12 protein-coding genes and 2 rRNA genes are annotated in these 15059 nt (G+C 38.7%); 2 read left to right on the top strand and 12 right to left on the bottom strand.

The genetic code is table 11. The features are described from left to right. Nucleotides 1–37: 37 nt before the first annotated feature. Both NFR29_RS05315 and NFR29_RS05310 read right to left on the bottom strand, forming a co-directional pair. The gene (locus NFR29_RS05315; RefSeq protein WP_251424264.1) at nucleotides 38–1015 is read right to left on the bottom strand and encodes an LD-carboxypeptidase; all 978 of its coding nucleotides are present in this window, start codon (nucleotides 1013–1015) and stop codon (nucleotides 38–40) included. A gap of 1 nt (nucleotide 1016) precedes the next feature. After that, nucleotides 1017–1832 carry a serine hydrolase gene (locus tag NFR29_RS05310; protein WP_251424262.1) on the bottom strand — a complete coding sequence of 272 codons (816 nt, stop codon included), beginning with the start codon at nucleotides 1830–1832 and terminating at the stop codon, nucleotides 1017–1019. Nucleotides 1833–1982: 150 nt separating this feature from the next. On the opposite strand from NFR29_RS05310, the gene NFR29_RS05305 reads away from it, so the two are divergent. Further along, nucleotides 1983–2819, top strand: a complete 837-nt coding sequence (locus tag NFR29_RS05305; protein ID WP_251424260.1) for a pyridoxamine kinase — start codon at nucleotides 1983–1985, stop codon at nucleotides 2817–2819. Between the two features lie 62 nt (nucleotides 2820–2881). Further along, a complete protein-coding gene (locus NFR29_RS05300) occupies nucleotides 2882–3472 on the top strand; it encodes a DUF805 domain-containing protein (RefSeq protein ID WP_251424258.1) in 591 nt (196 codons plus the stop codon). A 76-nt stretch (nucleotides 3473–3548) separates the two neighbouring features. Here NFR29_RS05300 and NFR29_RS05295 read toward each other — a convergent pair whose 3' ends face one another. From NFR29_RS05295 to NFR29_RS05250, 10 genes are all read right to left on the bottom strand, one after another. After that, nucleotides 3549–4727: a hypothetical protein gene (locus NFR29_RS05295; protein WP_251424256.1), complete on the bottom strand. Its 1179-nt coding sequence runs from the start codon at nucleotides 4725–4727 to the stop codon at nucleotides 3549–3551. 62 nt (nucleotides 4728–4789) lie between these two features. Then, nucleotides 4790–8440 carry a thiol reductant ABC exporter subunit CydD gene (gene cydD / locus NFR29_RS05290; protein WP_251424254.1) on the bottom strand — a complete coding sequence of 1217 codons (3651 nt, stop codon included), beginning with the start codon at nucleotides 8438–8440 and terminating at the stop codon, nucleotides 4790–4792. 222 nt (nucleotides 8441–8662) lie between these two features. Further along, the gene (gene cydB, locus NFR29_RS05285; RefSeq protein ID WP_251424252.1) at nucleotides 8663–9682 is read right to left on the bottom strand and encodes a cytochrome d ubiquinol oxidase subunit II; all 1020 of its coding nucleotides are present in this window, start codon (nucleotides 9680–9682) and stop codon (nucleotides 8663–8665) included. Then, complete coding sequence (locus NFR29_RS05280; protein ID WP_251424251.1) at nucleotides 9673–11061, bottom strand: cytochrome ubiquinol oxidase subunit I; 1389 nt, start codon at nucleotides 11059–11061, stop codon at nucleotides 9673–9675. The genes cydB and NFR29_RS05280 overlap by 10 nt, the downstream gene beginning before the upstream one ends. Nucleotides 11062–11135: 74 nt before the next feature. Further along, nucleotides 11136–11567: an RrF2 family transcriptional regulator gene (locus tag NFR29_RS05275; RefSeq protein ID WP_251424249.1), complete on the bottom strand. Its 432-nt coding sequence runs from the start codon at nucleotides 11565–11567 to the stop codon at nucleotides 11136–11138. A gap of 304 nt (nucleotides 11568–11871) precedes the next feature. Next, entirely contained in the window at nucleotides 11872–12867 is a 996-nt protein-coding gene (locus NFR29_RS05270; RefSeq protein WP_251424247.1) for an inorganic phosphate transporter, read from the bottom strand. Next, nucleotides 12860–13489 carry a DUF47 domain-containing protein gene (locus tag NFR29_RS05265; protein ID WP_251424245.1) on the bottom strand — a complete coding sequence of 210 codons (630 nt, stop codon included), beginning with the start codon at nucleotides 13487–13489 and terminating at the stop codon, nucleotides 12860–12862. Before NFR29_RS05265 ends, NFR29_RS05270 begins: the two co-directional genes overlap by 8 nt. A 154-nt stretch (nucleotides 13490–13643) precedes the next feature. Then, a complete protein-coding gene (locus tag NFR29_RS05260) occupies nucleotides 13644–14138 on the bottom strand; it encodes a MogA/MoaB family molybdenum cofactor biosynthesis protein (RefSeq protein WP_251424243.1) in 495 nt (164 codons plus the stop codon). A 519-nt stretch (nucleotides 14139–14657) separates the two neighbouring features. Beyond that, nucleotides 14658–14774: ribosomal RNA gene (gene rrf, locus NFR29_RS05255) — 5S ribosomal RNA — on the bottom strand. 188 nt (nucleotides 14775–14962) lie between these two features. After that, a 23S ribosomal RNA gene (locus NFR29_RS05250) occupies nucleotides 14963–15059 on the bottom strand; the annotation flags it as partial.

Raw genomic sequence — 15059 nt, 5'->3', positions numbered from 1 at the left:
TATTTTACCTTGATTTTACTTGCTCTGTCAAAACTTTCTAGCCCTTTGTATATGGTGAAATGACAATGGTATTAGAAATATATCGAAAATGAATATCTGCGCCTAATGGCAATGTATAACGCGGCCCATCACCGCCAGTAGATACATAGCACACAAAGGGATCGGCGTCATCAAAGGAACGGTCTTCTTCCATATACCGTAACGCAGCATCTCCTATATCACAGGTATCTTCTTCAGTATCTCTCCATGGTATTCCGTGGGAAAGCGCCTTATTCGTAGACATGTGTCCTGCGACGACACCAGCAATCATGTTTAATACGTTAGATACCTTCCATCTTTTAAAAATAGCATCTCTATCATGGTGAGGTAAACTAGTATCTTCTAGGAGCAATATAGTATCCTCTGCATTGGCCCTCACTAATGCCTCTACTCCATAAGGAGTATCCGTTAACTGCCCTAAGGTCTCCATACAGCCGCCTAGCAATATGCCACTACCTAGTTCAGTTCCAATAGCCCCTCTCGGCGGTTCTGGCAATGGCTCTATAACCCGTAGTGTTCCTTCTACAGCAGCAAATAACGTATCTATTGTATCTCGGTCTGCCCCGACTAACTCTCGCCCAAATGGTCCGTAATAGGTAACTAAGCCACAATGCTTGTGGAGGGCAGCGTGAATACCTGTACATCGGCCACGACCGACAAAGCCTTTTCTATAGTCACCGATAACTTCATAATTTAAATGATCTAAAAAAGAAAGTTCTGCCTCTATATCATCTAACATAATTACTAAATCACAAGGAGCTGTAGTCATCATATATTGAAACTGTTCTGCTCGTTTCACATCCTCTAAATCACTCTCATACGTCATCGATTTAGCTATGAATACATCATAGCCTCGTGCCTTGCAGAGGATTCTAAGCTTAACCATAACTTCATCGATCCAAGGCGAGTCATGATGGAGCTGACAAAAACCAATCGTCATGCCTAATCGTAATCGTTTCGGATAAGTCCACTCCATATTATGGCAAAGCCTCTTCTACAAATTCTTTCATAAGTACACCTATGCGAGCCCCTAATTGCTTGGCCTCATCAGGTTGCATATGTTGTGCCATGAAAACAAAAGCAAAATCGCCGTTCATCGTTTCAATTAGTCCCACATCAGATACCACATCAGTTGCACTTCCAGTCATATGATGGAAAGTCGTATCTCCACCCCAGTGGAAGGACAATATATCATTATATTGATGGCGACCTAATATAGTCCACATTTCACGACCTTCTACAGTGTCTCGCAAACGATAGATTTGATCTAATAACAGAGCCATATCTATGGCACTGATTTCATTATCTTCGGCCACAAAAGTTCGACTATCATCCATCATATAGCGATGCAAAGTAAAAGATGATAAACCTAATTGTTCTGCTCGTGCATTAATATATTCCATACCAAGGGTAGTAATCAATAAATTCGTAGCCCAATTGTCACCGAAAATAATCATAAATCGGCATAATTCTAAATAAGAGAAACTACGAACGCCTAATAACTCTTGTAAAGCCCCTCGACCACCGACGCGTGGGCTCCGTTGTAGCGAAACGGTATCATGCAAATCCAGTTGCCCTTCTTTGGCTAAATGAAATACATATTCTAAGATGACCAAACTTTCTAAACTAGCACCTGTATAGACTGCATTCTCCTTGGCACTAGCAATGATCGATGTTTCTGCTTCATCAGACAAGCGCAATACTACATATGAAATAGAGGCATCCGAAGGCATTTGTTGAATATATTCGTTAATTTTATGTTCCAGCCATTGGCCTACAATTAATTTTTCCATACTATCCCCCATGTAATAGACTCTTTACTTTATTATACTATATGAATTAAGATGGAATCATAATGAATTAATATAAACTAAATGGTAAAAATAATTATTATTTTGCAATTTATCATGATTTGATACCATTTACATCGATAGGAGATTACTATGCACACAGTACCTCGAATATTAACCATCCAAGACATGAGTTCCATTGGTCGTTGCTCCTTAACCGTTATGCTGCCCATTATTAGTGCCATGGGATGCCAAGCAGTTCCCTTAGCTACAGCGGTCCTTAGTAATCATTTAGAATACCCCTATTTTGAATTAGTGGATCTATCCGATCATTTACAATCCTTTATGGACTGTTGGGAGAAAAACGATATCGATTTCCAAGCTATCGTCAGTGGATTTTTAGCATCACCGGAACAAATCCACCTCGTCGAAGAAGCTATTGACCGTTTTGGTGCTGACAAAATGATTATCGTCGATCCAGCCATGGCCGATGATGGCCGCCTCTATTCCATTTATACACCTGAAATGGTAGTAGCTATGCGTCATCTTGCGAGTCGTGCCCATATTATTAAACCGAACTATACAGAAGCCTGCTTCTTACTTAACAAACCATTTAGTACAAATCCTATCACGAAAGAAGAGCTCCATCAAATGTGTCGGAATTTGCACAAATTGGGACCTCAAACGGTAATCATCACCAGTATTCCATCAACAACAGATGCGACAATCGCCATCTATACGGGAACAACAGACACAGTAACAACCCATTCGCTGCCATTGATTCCTGTAAAAGCAACTGGTACAGGCGATATATTTACATCGGTCTTAACGGGAGCCATTATGAAAGGCTATACACCAGAAGAAGCTGCCAAATTAGCTATGAATTTCACCACAAAGTCGATTCAAGTGACTATGGAACAAGTGAAATCAATGAAACATGGTATAGCTTTTGAATTAGTATTGCCAGAGCTCCTAAAATTGTCCAAATAAAGTGTTCATGTTATACTGAAATATACAGACATTATAGATGTAATTAGTATAAAGGGGATTTTATGGATCTACTCTATCCAGTTCTGCGTACACTCCTTATCTGTTTAGTAGGCTTTGCTATTGCTTTTCAAGGACGGCGTATGGGCTATTCAATTTTCAATCTAACAGGACGACTTAACCGACTACAATACTTTATATTATTTATGACGCTTATGTTCTTATACTACGGCATTAGCGTTATCGAATATAGACTATATGATTATATTGTAACTCTCCCAGCCTATTGGGGCACGCGCATACTTATCGGATTATTACAAGCAATTTTATTCCCATTAGCTTGTGCCTTATTTACACGACGCATTCATGACATCGGTTTTAACGGATGGGCTGGTATTTTATGGGCTACTATTATTACTTTTATTAACACCTATATAGCAGTAATGCCTCTAAATTACTTTTTAGACTTATTTATTTGGCTCATTGGACTTCTCTTCTGGATCCTTCCAGGGCAAGCAACGCCAAACCAATATGGCTACCCTCCGTTTATGCACCAACCTAAAACAGAGCCAACGGATACTAGTACTATTGCAGAAGATATAAATCTTCGTAAACCAAGTAAAACCATTAGAAAGCGCCGCAATAAAGACAAATAAAAAAAGCTGAGCTATAAGCTCAGCTTTTTTGTTGCCAATTTTATTTCTATTGTATACCACATCACCAAAATACTACTTAGTTCATCAGTAACATAATCTCAATCAATGTACAACCAATATAGGCAATGATAAATTTCACTTTTTGCTTTCTAGCTCTATCATCATCAGCTAATTTCAACTGATTCGCTAAGAATCGTTTATTTCTGATTTGTAAGAGCAACTGTTTCAAGCGTTCTTCACTGCCTGCCGTTTTGCATTCTTCCCCATCGTTAGCTAATACGGATTGCTGCATGAATATACGGCGATGTAATTTGCGCAACTGTATCTTAATATTATTGTGTACAAAAGCGCTTTGCCATTGTTTTCTAGAATCTATATACATATATACGTATCGAGGTATGTTCATAACTAAGAAAGATATGATGAAAATACCTAATGAAATTAAAAAGTATGTAGAAAAAGAAAACTCTAATGTTTCAGTAGGTAAATAGTGATGCAAAATTAAGAAAGTAATCCATACACCGATAGGCAATAACAATACAGCAGCCATGTCTATAGAACGAACCCAACTCGTTCTTGTCGGTACGTCTGGCAAGGTAAACGTATCTACAGGATCATGAAAGGCATAGTAATCCAATTGCAATACCGATTGCCCTGTCTTTGCATTACCTAACAAGATCGGTCCTGTACTACCTACGTGACGTTCAGGGAAAGGAATATAAGCTTTAATCTTAGAGTTAGGGACTAAATCAAATTGAATGATTCCCTTTTTCTCAAACCGCATCGTCGATCCACGGTCACCAATAGAAATAGGATTAAAGAAAATGCCAAATAGGCTTAAACACCAGTTTCCTAATAAGTGTAAAACGGAATTTAAAATAAATCCCCCTGTATCTATATTATTTGTATCTAATTTGATGGCAAAAGACGATGAATAATCATCAAACCATACATCCTCTAAGGTGAATTCCACATTAATCACATTGCCCCATTTAGTAATAATGGACAAGAAGATTTGATTGTTCGGTTCAAATTCAAAGGTCACAGAATAAAAGAACCAATGATGTCTAAGGGCTGCACGCAATAAGCGATTCACCATATCTTCTTCTATATATAGCAATCGATGTTCTACTAATTCCCGTTCTATAACCGGCTCTACTACTGGTTCTTTAATTTCTACAGTAGGTGTAGTAGTTCCTCGATCGGATAATGCGTCTTCCACCAGCGATCGTAATTTGGTGAAAATTTTTGTCATATACGCTCCATATATTTAGCTATCTACAATATAATAGCATACTTTCAAACAGTGTAATTATATCATAAAATACGAGCCATAGATAGGAGACAATAGTTATAGAATTGCCCTCTTAAGGCAATTAACTCTTCATATGTGCCATCTTCTACAATCTTTCCATGGTCCATAAATATGATGCGATCCATCTCTTCTAAGCCATCTAATTGATGTGTAATATAGAGTAACGTCTTATGTTCTGTAAATTCCATAATCCGATGTTGTAACGTTTCTCGTGTCACTTGGTCAAGCCCTTCTAGGGGCTCATCAAGGAGTATTAAATCCGGATTTTTCAAAAATAGTCGAGCCAATGCTACTCGTTGTCGCTCGCCCCCACTCAAACCTACACCGCCATTCCCTACAATAGTTTCTAAGCCTAAGGGTAAGCCTTTCACTACATCAGATAAAGCTGCAGCCTCTACGACTCGTTCAATATGGGCATCACTACTTTTAGGATTCGCCAATCGTATATTATCTGCCAAAGTAGCGTGGAATATATAGGTTTGCTGTGTAATAGTTCCTAATAATTGACGCCACGAGTCGATAGCAATCGACTTCAAATCTGTAGAGCCAATCAAAATCGTCCCATCGTAGTCGTACAGTCGTTCCAACAAACTAAACAACGTTGTTTTACCAGAGCCACTAGCTCCTACAATAGCTACTTTCTGTCCTTTAGGAATCGTGAGATTCATCTGTTTGTAAATTGGGTGCCCCGACGTATAAGAAAAGGAAACATCCTTTATCGTTATAGAATCCATGGTAGTCATCGTTTTTCCTTCTACCACATGGTTATCAATAATAGCTGGCGCAGCTTCCTTAATATCTAATAAGCGACGTACGGCAAGGGTACTTTCATAACCATGGTGGAAAGCTACAATCATAGGCTGTAAAGCTTCAAACCAAGCCTGAATACCGATAACACAAACTGCGACCATAACACTAGCCCATGGACCGGTAAGAGCATTAGCAGCTATCACAGCAGCCACTATGACAGTAATTTGAACAATCCCCATAAAAGCCGTATTACCGAGATTCATGCCTTTACTAATATGCACCTTATGATGTTCTATATCATCCATATACTGACTCAATATAGTCGTAGTTAAGGGAATCCTATTATAGCTAATAATATCTTCCATGCCTTCTAAGGCATCGCTGAGTCTAGATTTTAAATAGCTCTGACATACACTGATGAGTTCTAATGATTGACGATGATAACGATACACCGCATAAGGTAAGACAATCCCCGTTATGATCGCTGCTATAACGACTAATAGGGATAATACTGGATCAATAGTGCTTACACCGTAACCTACGATAATAGTCAACACAATAGCCGCCAACGGTGGGATTAAAGTACGTAAATAAAAAAACTGTAATACTTCAATATCTACCATAATGCGACCTAGCATATCACCGGCAGCCCATCGATTAAAGAAAGCGGGCAAGAGCGGTTCTAAATGAGTATAAAACCAGACACGTAATCCATACAGCCCTTGGAATGCCATTCTATGCGATGTATATCGCTCAAAATAACGACTAACGGCTCGGCTGATACCAAAGAAGCGAACACCTACAATAGCCAAACTTAAGTAGGTAATACCTGGCTGCAATGCAGCTGAAGCTAATAGCCACGCAGATACACTAAGAAGGCCTACATTCATAAAGACCGTCAAAAAAGTAAAGATAAAGGCTAATAGAAGCGACCATTTCGAAGGACTAAGTACAGATAATAGTAAACGTAACCCCTCTAAAATAGAGCCATTTTTGTATATCTGTTGATGCCTAGTAATTTCATAGCTTGTCTGATTCTCTGAGTATCTACTGTTCTCCTCTGCTGCTGATGCCCATTGTTTTTCTATAAACTCTTTATCACTATCGAATCCATCAGTAGATGCTACTAGATTAGATTGCACCCCTCCAGATTGAGTTTCTTCCAACGTAAGGCTATCTACATCATCTACATAGGTAACATAATTGCCCATACCCGCTTGCACTAAACTATGAAAATACCCATTATTGCCTAATAGTTCTTCATAAGTACCTTGTTCAACAATAGCACCTGCTTTTAAAACATATAGCTCCTTAGCCCAATGCATCGTTTTTAATCTATGACCGATAAGGATAACTATTTTATCGTGAAGTAATCGTTGCAATGCTTTCCCAATAGTCGCCTCTGTATTCACATCTAAATGGGCTGTCACTTCATCAAGGATGAGGACTTGAGGTTGTTGTAAAAATGCACGGGCAAGAGAAATACGTTGTAATTCGCCGCCACTCAAACCTGCGCCGCCTTCTCCAATAAGGAAATCTAAGCCCTTTTCTTTTATAATAGACGTTAATTCAGCTTGTTCTGCAGCTTTGATAATCTCTTCATCACTTACAGGGCGTCCAAAGGCGATAACATCTCGCAATGTACCATTCATAATGTGCGGCTTCTGCGATACATAAGCAATTTGACTGCGCCACCAGTCCATAGATAGATCATTCATAGGCATGCCATTGATGAAAATAGATTGCCCTGGAGCCTCTAAAAATCCTGCTACCAAATGACCTATCGTCGATTTTCCTGCCCCGCTTTCACCGACCAGCATAATAGGTTCATTTCGCTTAGCTATCAAAGATATATGATGTACTCCATTATCAGTACCATTATAGGTATAAGTAAGATCCTGTAACTCGATGTGCTCCAATGGCTCTGTAATACGTAATCTCCCCCCTTTAGGCAATGTAGATACAGTTGCCATAAAAGCATCAAATTTTTCAAGCGATGCTTTCCCAGCCATTCCTGTATGAAAGGCTGCCCCTAGTTGTCTAAAAGGTGCGTAAAATTCAGGCGCTAAGAGAAGAATAAAAAAGGCTGGGAAAAAGGAGATGCCCCCTTCCAATAAAGTCAGCCCCATGTAAACAGCAATAATAGCTGTACTGATAGTACTCACCATTTCAAGCACTAAAGCTGATAAAAAGGCTACGCGTAATACCTTTAAGGTAGAATCTTTAAATTCCTCCGATAGTCTACCAATAACATCAATTTGCTCTTTACTACGACCAAATACTTTCAATGTCATAATACCGCGCAAGACATCGAGAAAATGCCCTGACAATAGACTCATCCGTTCCCATTGTTCTTGATTCATTTTTTCTGCTTGTTTACCGATGAGAATCATAAAGAATGGTATAAGTGGAACCGTGAGAATTAAAATGACCCCAATCACTGGCATAGCATCGATAATAGCAAGCCCCATGACTAGAGGAATGATAACGGCATATAAAATTTGTGGTAAATAACGAGCCACATAGGCATCTACTTGTTCTAATCCATCTGTTAATAAGTGAATCGTATCTCCTTGAGTCGCCTTTTGTTGTATGCCTAATGAGAAAAGATGAGTCATTGCTCTTTTACGCAATATATCTTTTGCTCTCCCGCCCAATGTCTCGGCTAAATGTTCTATATAATAGAATGAACCTAACCGAATTGCAATCATAATGATGAGCATCATCAACGTATGTTGTTCATCATATACAGTATGATCTAAAAAAATAAAATTATTGATGAGCATAGCAAAATACCAAGCCTGCCCTACCATAGACAAACTATTCAATATAGTCATCAACAATAGTAAGGACAATATGGACCGTTCCTGGCGAATTACCTGCAAAGCAGTTTTTTGAATCATATGTGTTCCCTTTATCAACGATTCTAATCATAGTATTAGCATCTAATACATATAACAGAACCATACATCTAGATAGTTTCCAATGACAACAATTCTAAATTTATCAATATATACTCATCATAACATAAAAAAGAGGCGTACCGCTACAGTACGCCTCTTTATGATACTTTCAAAATCTATGAAAGTATATTGTATTGAGTTAATAAATATATCACTATAGAATTAATAGTGAAGATCTTTTTCTGTTACACGATGACGGAAAATCCAGTATACCCAAATTTGGTAAGCCAATACGATTGGTACAAAAATCAAGGCTACTATAGTCATCAATAACAATGTGTAATCAGAAGAAGCTGCATTTGTAATTGTTAAGCTCCACTCTGGATTCAAAGAAGAAACCATAATACGTGGGAACAAACCTGCAAAGTAAGCTACTGTTACAGCAATAACGGATAAGGAGCTAAATACAAACCCCCATTTCGTATTGCGAGTACGTGTTGCACCCCAAGAAATGAGGAACAATACGATAGCAGCTGCAAAACATACAATAGCTAATACAGAGTTAAAGAGGTCTGTATATACATATGTAGCAGCTACTAATGCTAATGCCCCGACAGCAGTAGGAACGCCTACTACTAAAGAAGCAGCACGAGCACGTTCGGAAATAGGACCTGCTGTTTTAATAGATGCGAATAAGCCACCATGATATGTAAACAACAAGATAAATGCAATACCGCATAATACTGTATATGGGCTAAGTAAATCCCAGAAAGTACCTACATATGTCATCGTCTCATCAATAGGTGTACCTTGAATTAAGTTACCTACTGTTACGCCCCACAATAAAGCAGGCACGATAGAACCGATGAAAATGCAGTAATCAAATGTTGTACGCCATGCACGGCTTGGACTTTTAGAGCGGAATTCAAATGCTACACCGCGCATAATTAATACAGCTAGCATTAAGAATAATGCCAAGTAGAAGCCACTAAACAAAGTAGCGTATACATGTGGGAACGATGCAAATAATGCACCACCAGCAGTAATCATCCATACTTCATTACCATCCCACACAGGACCTAATGCATTGATCAATTGACGACGTTCTACGTCCGTTTTACCAATGAAAGGAAGTAAAATACCTGTACCATAGTCAAAACCTTCTAATAAGAAGAATCCTGCAAAGAGAACGCAAAGCAAGATGAACCATACTACATTGAGGTTACTCATAATTAGTTCCATAATCTCGCCTCCTCTTTTTCTTCTACATCATAAATCGTTTTGCCATCTGGCCCTTTTTTAATGTGCTCTACAGCAAGGTAAATCGCAGCAATCGCAGCAACTACATAGATTGCAGTGAAGCCGATGATAGTAGTTAAAATTTCTGGCGCTGTAACGGCTTTAGATACACCAGCAGCGGTTGTTTGCAAACCATATACTAACCAAGGTTGACGACCTGCTTCTGCTACAAACCAACCAGTAGATTGCGCAATATAAGGCAATGGTAACATCCAGAAAATAACAGTTAATAATGTTTTATTTTCTACTAATTTATCTTTTGCATTCATTACTAAACCGATGAAAGCTACTAATAACATTAAGCACCCAGCAGCAACCATGATACGGAATGTCCAGAAAATAGATGTTACGTCAGGAATATAGTTACCAGGACCATATTCCATTTCCGCCTTAGCTTGTAAATCTTTAATACCTTCTACTTTACCAGAAGTAAAAGAATTTTGTGTTAAGAATGATAATCCACCAGGGATTTCAATAGCACTCGTATTTTTTTGTCCCTTTTCATCAATAGTAGCTACTAAAGAAAACGGAGCTGGGTCTTGCGTTTCCCACAAAGCTTCCATCGCAGCCATTTTCATTGGTTGCACTTTTGTAACATATTGACCTTGATGATGACCAGCCAATGCTCCTAATGAGCCTGCCACAAAAGTAATGACTAAGCCCCATTTAATAGAGGTTTTATAAAAATCTACATTGCTTTTTCTAATCAAATGCCATGCACTAACAGCCATAATAATAACACCAGCAGTCATTAGGCCATTAAAACCAATATGAGCATATTGACCAGGAATGTAACCATTAGAGATAATCGCAGCAAAATTATCCATTTCTGCACGACCATTATTGATTACATATCCTACAGGATGCTGCATAAAAGAATTTGCTACTAAAATCCAGAATGCAGATAAGTTTGTACCTATTGCAACAAGCGTAGCAACTACAGCATGAGTCGTTTTGGACAAACGATCCCAACCGAAAATCCATGCGCCCATAAATGTTGATTCTAAGAAAAATGCCATTAATGCTTCTAGGGCGAGTGGTGCACCGAAGATATCTCCCATAAAACGGGAATATTCAGACCAGTTCATACCAAAATGGAATTCTTGAACGATACCTGTTACAACACCCATAGCAAAATTGATAAGGAATAATTTACCCCAGAATTTTGCCATTTTTTTGTACACTTCTTTACCAGTGCTGACATAGGTCCATTCTAAAATAGCTACAATGACCGTCATACCTAATGTAAACGGAACAAAGAGCCAGTGATAGATAGATGTTAGCGCGAACTGTAATCGAGCTAAATCCAATGCCTCAAACATGTTTCTTCCTCCTCAGAATTAACTACAAATACACACTTGATTTGTCCCTGATACTAACTCAGATGCTCTGTCACCTAATGACCTTCTGAAATTTGTAATTCACGAGCTGCTAGCTTATCAAAAGTAACATTTTGCATATCTTCCACAAGTTTCTTTTGAATACCTCGCATAGCTTCGTTTACAGCACATTGCCCCTTACAAGATTTCGAGCAAGAACCAGCATCATATAAACACTTTTGTAAATACGCATTTCCTTCCACAGCGGTAATAACATCGAATATAGAAATGTCTTTTGGTTCTCGATTAAGTGCAAAACCACCATCTACACCGCGGAACGACTTCATAATCCCTGCCGCTACAAGGCTACGCATAATTTTGAGCAAAAAGCGTTCTGGAATCACTTGCTGCTCAGCCAATACAGCACCAGTTATTTTTTCGCCATAAGGCAACACAGACATGTGTAGAACCATGCGAAATGCATAGTCTGTTGCTTGATTTAGCTTCATATGGTCTCCTTTCCAGTCCATGTTGGACTCACGTATTACTATCTTAAGTATAAACCATCACAAACAATACTGCAATGGTATAGTTTGGTATAGTTTATTAAAATATCTACTACTTGTAGAGAAAAGTACTTTCTAGTAATGCCTACATAAAATTACAGTCATAAACTAGGTAATACAGTCTATTGATAAATAAAAACGAAAACTACTATATAAATATATAAATGCTTAACTTACACAACCCACATCAATAATATTTATATAGTAGTTTTAATTTTAATATACGTTATTCACTATTAAATTTATTTTATCCAAATAAGAAATTACCAATTACATAAGCCATAGCCGCTACCAATCCAGATAATGGGATCGTTACAAACCAAGCCATAACCATAGATCTTGCAACACCCCAATTTACGGCTTTCACCCGTTTTGCAGAACCTACACCGAGTAAGGAGCCACTCACTACATGCGTTGTACTAACAGGCATATGCAAGAATGTAGCCGTAAAAATAGTGATAGCAGAGTTTAAATCTGCAGCAAAACCATTGATTGTTTCTAATTTGAAGATTTTTGTACCCATCGTTGTAATAATTCTCCAACCACCGGCAGCTGTACCAAAAGCCATAGCCAAGGCACAAGAGATTTTTACCCACATTGGTACATCTAACGTATCAATATAGCCACCACTAAGCAATGCTAGTGTGATGATCCCCATCGCCTTTTGTGCATCATTAGAGCCATGAGAGAAGGCCATCAATGTAGCGGAAAAGATTTGCATGCGGCGGAAGTGATCATTCAATGTAATGGGCGAAAAGCGACCAAAAATTATGACCAACAATTTCATAATAATGAAACCACCAAGCATAGCAATCATAGGAGATAATACGAGAGATAAGAAGATTTTCAAAATCCCTTGTTCATTCAACGCATCAAAACCTACTGAAATACCTACGGCACCGATGATGCCACCGATTAAGGCATGAGAAGAAGAACTAGGGATCCCCCACCACCAAGTGGCTAAGTTCCACGTTATAGCACCAATCAAAGCGGCACAAATAACAGCACTATTAATTAGGTTAGCGGACATAACGATGTCTCCACCTATAGTTTTTGCAACACCTGTACTCGCCATAGCACCTAAGAAGTTAAGTACAGCGGTAAGCATAATCGCCTTTCTCGGCTCTAATGCACGAGTCGATACAGATGTGGCAATAGCATTTGCAGTATCGTGGAAACCGTTGATATAGTCGAATGCTAAACAGAGAAATACAACGGCCCAAATGAGATAGTGATCAAGCATATTTCAATACTACCCGGCGGAACGTACCTACCAAATCCTCACAGCCATCAATTACATCTTCCATGGAGCTGAGAATTTCCTTCCATTTGATAATTTCAATAGGATCTGTACATTGAGTAAATAGCTTTGCCATTTCCTCATGATAAATATTATCGGCTTCAGATTCTAGCTTTAATACTTGATGTACACGGCCCTCAACTTTTACATGGTCCTTTTTAAGGCTTCCCATGTAACCGATGGATTTATTAATGTGCTTCACACATTTCACGACAATTTCGCTAAGGCGAATAGCGCCATCACTAGGTTTGCCTACATTGTACATCACCATTTTATCCATGATTTCTTTGATATTATCCAATGTAGTATCCAACTGATCAATGAGAAGTTGAATGTCTTCGCGGTCCATTGGAGTAATGAAAGTTTTGCGTAATCTGTCTACTGTTTCATTAACTAATTCATCAGCAGCTTTTTCTTTCATATCGATTTCAAGGAAGGCTTCCTCTTTCGATACTTCACCTTTAAATACACGCTCCATCATTTCCGCACTTTCATAAGTAAGTCCAGCATGATTTTCTAAAATGCTAAAAAACTTTTCTTCTTTGCTCTTTAATTTAAAAGCCATGGATGTCCTCCTGATACATGAAGCTTCTATATTTACTCTTTCATTATAGCATAGTAAATAAAACAGTCTATGCTTATTTTACAATTTAACTTAATAATTCAATGAAATTTTCAAGTATCTATACAAGACGTTACTTTTCTATAATTTTAGAATCTTACTTTGTAATTTCTCTCACTAAATGAGGCATTTCTGGAAGGATCAGTTTTTCCATAGCCAATGTAACAGCCCCTACAGAACCAGGAATAGAGAAAATGAGCGTATTATTTTTAACCCCTGCATCAGCTCGAGAAGCAATGGCCTTCGTTCCAATATCTTCAGTATAAGACAAATATCTAAAGATTTCTCCAAAGCCGGGGATATGCTTTTCAAATAAGGAGTTAACGGCCTCGATAGTCACATCGCGAGACGCAATACCGGTACCTCCAGTGGTAATAATAACGTCCAGAGCCTTATCCATACACCAAGGTATAATAGCCTCTCGAATGGCCTCATAATCATCAATGACAATGGCTCTGTGTAATACTTCATGTTCTGCAGCCAATAACAATGCTTCCACTGTATTGCCCCCTTTGTCAGTCTCTACCGTTCTCGTATCAGAAACGGTGAGAATAGCTACTCGCAAAGGACGATTTGTAACTTCTTGTGCCATAGTGCCTCCTTATTATTAAAAGTATAAGTCTATTTTGTAAGCAATAGTATAGTTTAATTATACTACTATTTATAATATTATCGCTAATATAAGAAATACCGTTATCCTATCAGCGACATCCTATCACTCCTCACTATATATTTGACTTTGCTACTTAGCAAATTTATGCTCCGATGAATCTGATGCAATGGACGTCTACGTCGCTTTGCTCCTTTACGCCCTATTACCCTACTTGCTTCTTCACTGGGGATTCTTCTTCGAAGCATCTTAGTCGCTCATGTGGGTTCTTCTTTGGAAAACCTTACTTCGCGACATAAGCGACTCCGCACTACTTGTGCGTCACTCTGTTCCTTCAAGTAGGCTATTCTGCTTACGTTCAGAAGAAAGTGATGCAGAGAATCTATCGTCGCTTCGCTCCTCTATCTTCTACTGCCCTGCTTTTCCCAAGTTCCCTGGTCGGACTCTACATATTGGTATTCATAACAAAAAAGGCACACCCTCTGGTGTGCCTTTTAGTTTAATCAGCGACTTCCTATCCTCCCAGGCCGTCTCCAGCCAAGTACTTTCGGCGTTTATGAGCTTAACTACTGTGTTCGAGATGGGAACAGGTGGATCCTCATAGCTATCGCCACTGAATCTGTCAGAGTTTGTACTCTGAAAACTACATAGAAGTATATATATTTGTATTGCACATATTGTCTGCTTATTGTATATCCTTTGCTTTGTTCGTCGCTGTGGATTTTACCTTGTAAAATCTTACGCTCCGAACTAAGCGATGCATTGAATCTGTCGTCGCTTTGCTCCTCCATCTTCTAATGCCCTGCTTAAGTAAAGCCCTCGATCTATTAGTACCAGTCAGCTCCAAACCTCACGGCTCTTCCACACCTGGCCTATCTACCATGTCGTCTACATGGGATCTTA

The organism is Veillonella agrestimuris, assembly GCF_943193065.1.
Taxonomy (GTDB): Bacteria; Bacillota; Negativicutes; order Veillonellales; family Veillonellaceae; genus Veillonella; species Veillonella agrestimuris.
The sequence above is the reverse complement of the archived record's forward strand: the minus strand, read 5'-3'. Positions and strand labels throughout refer to the sequence as shown.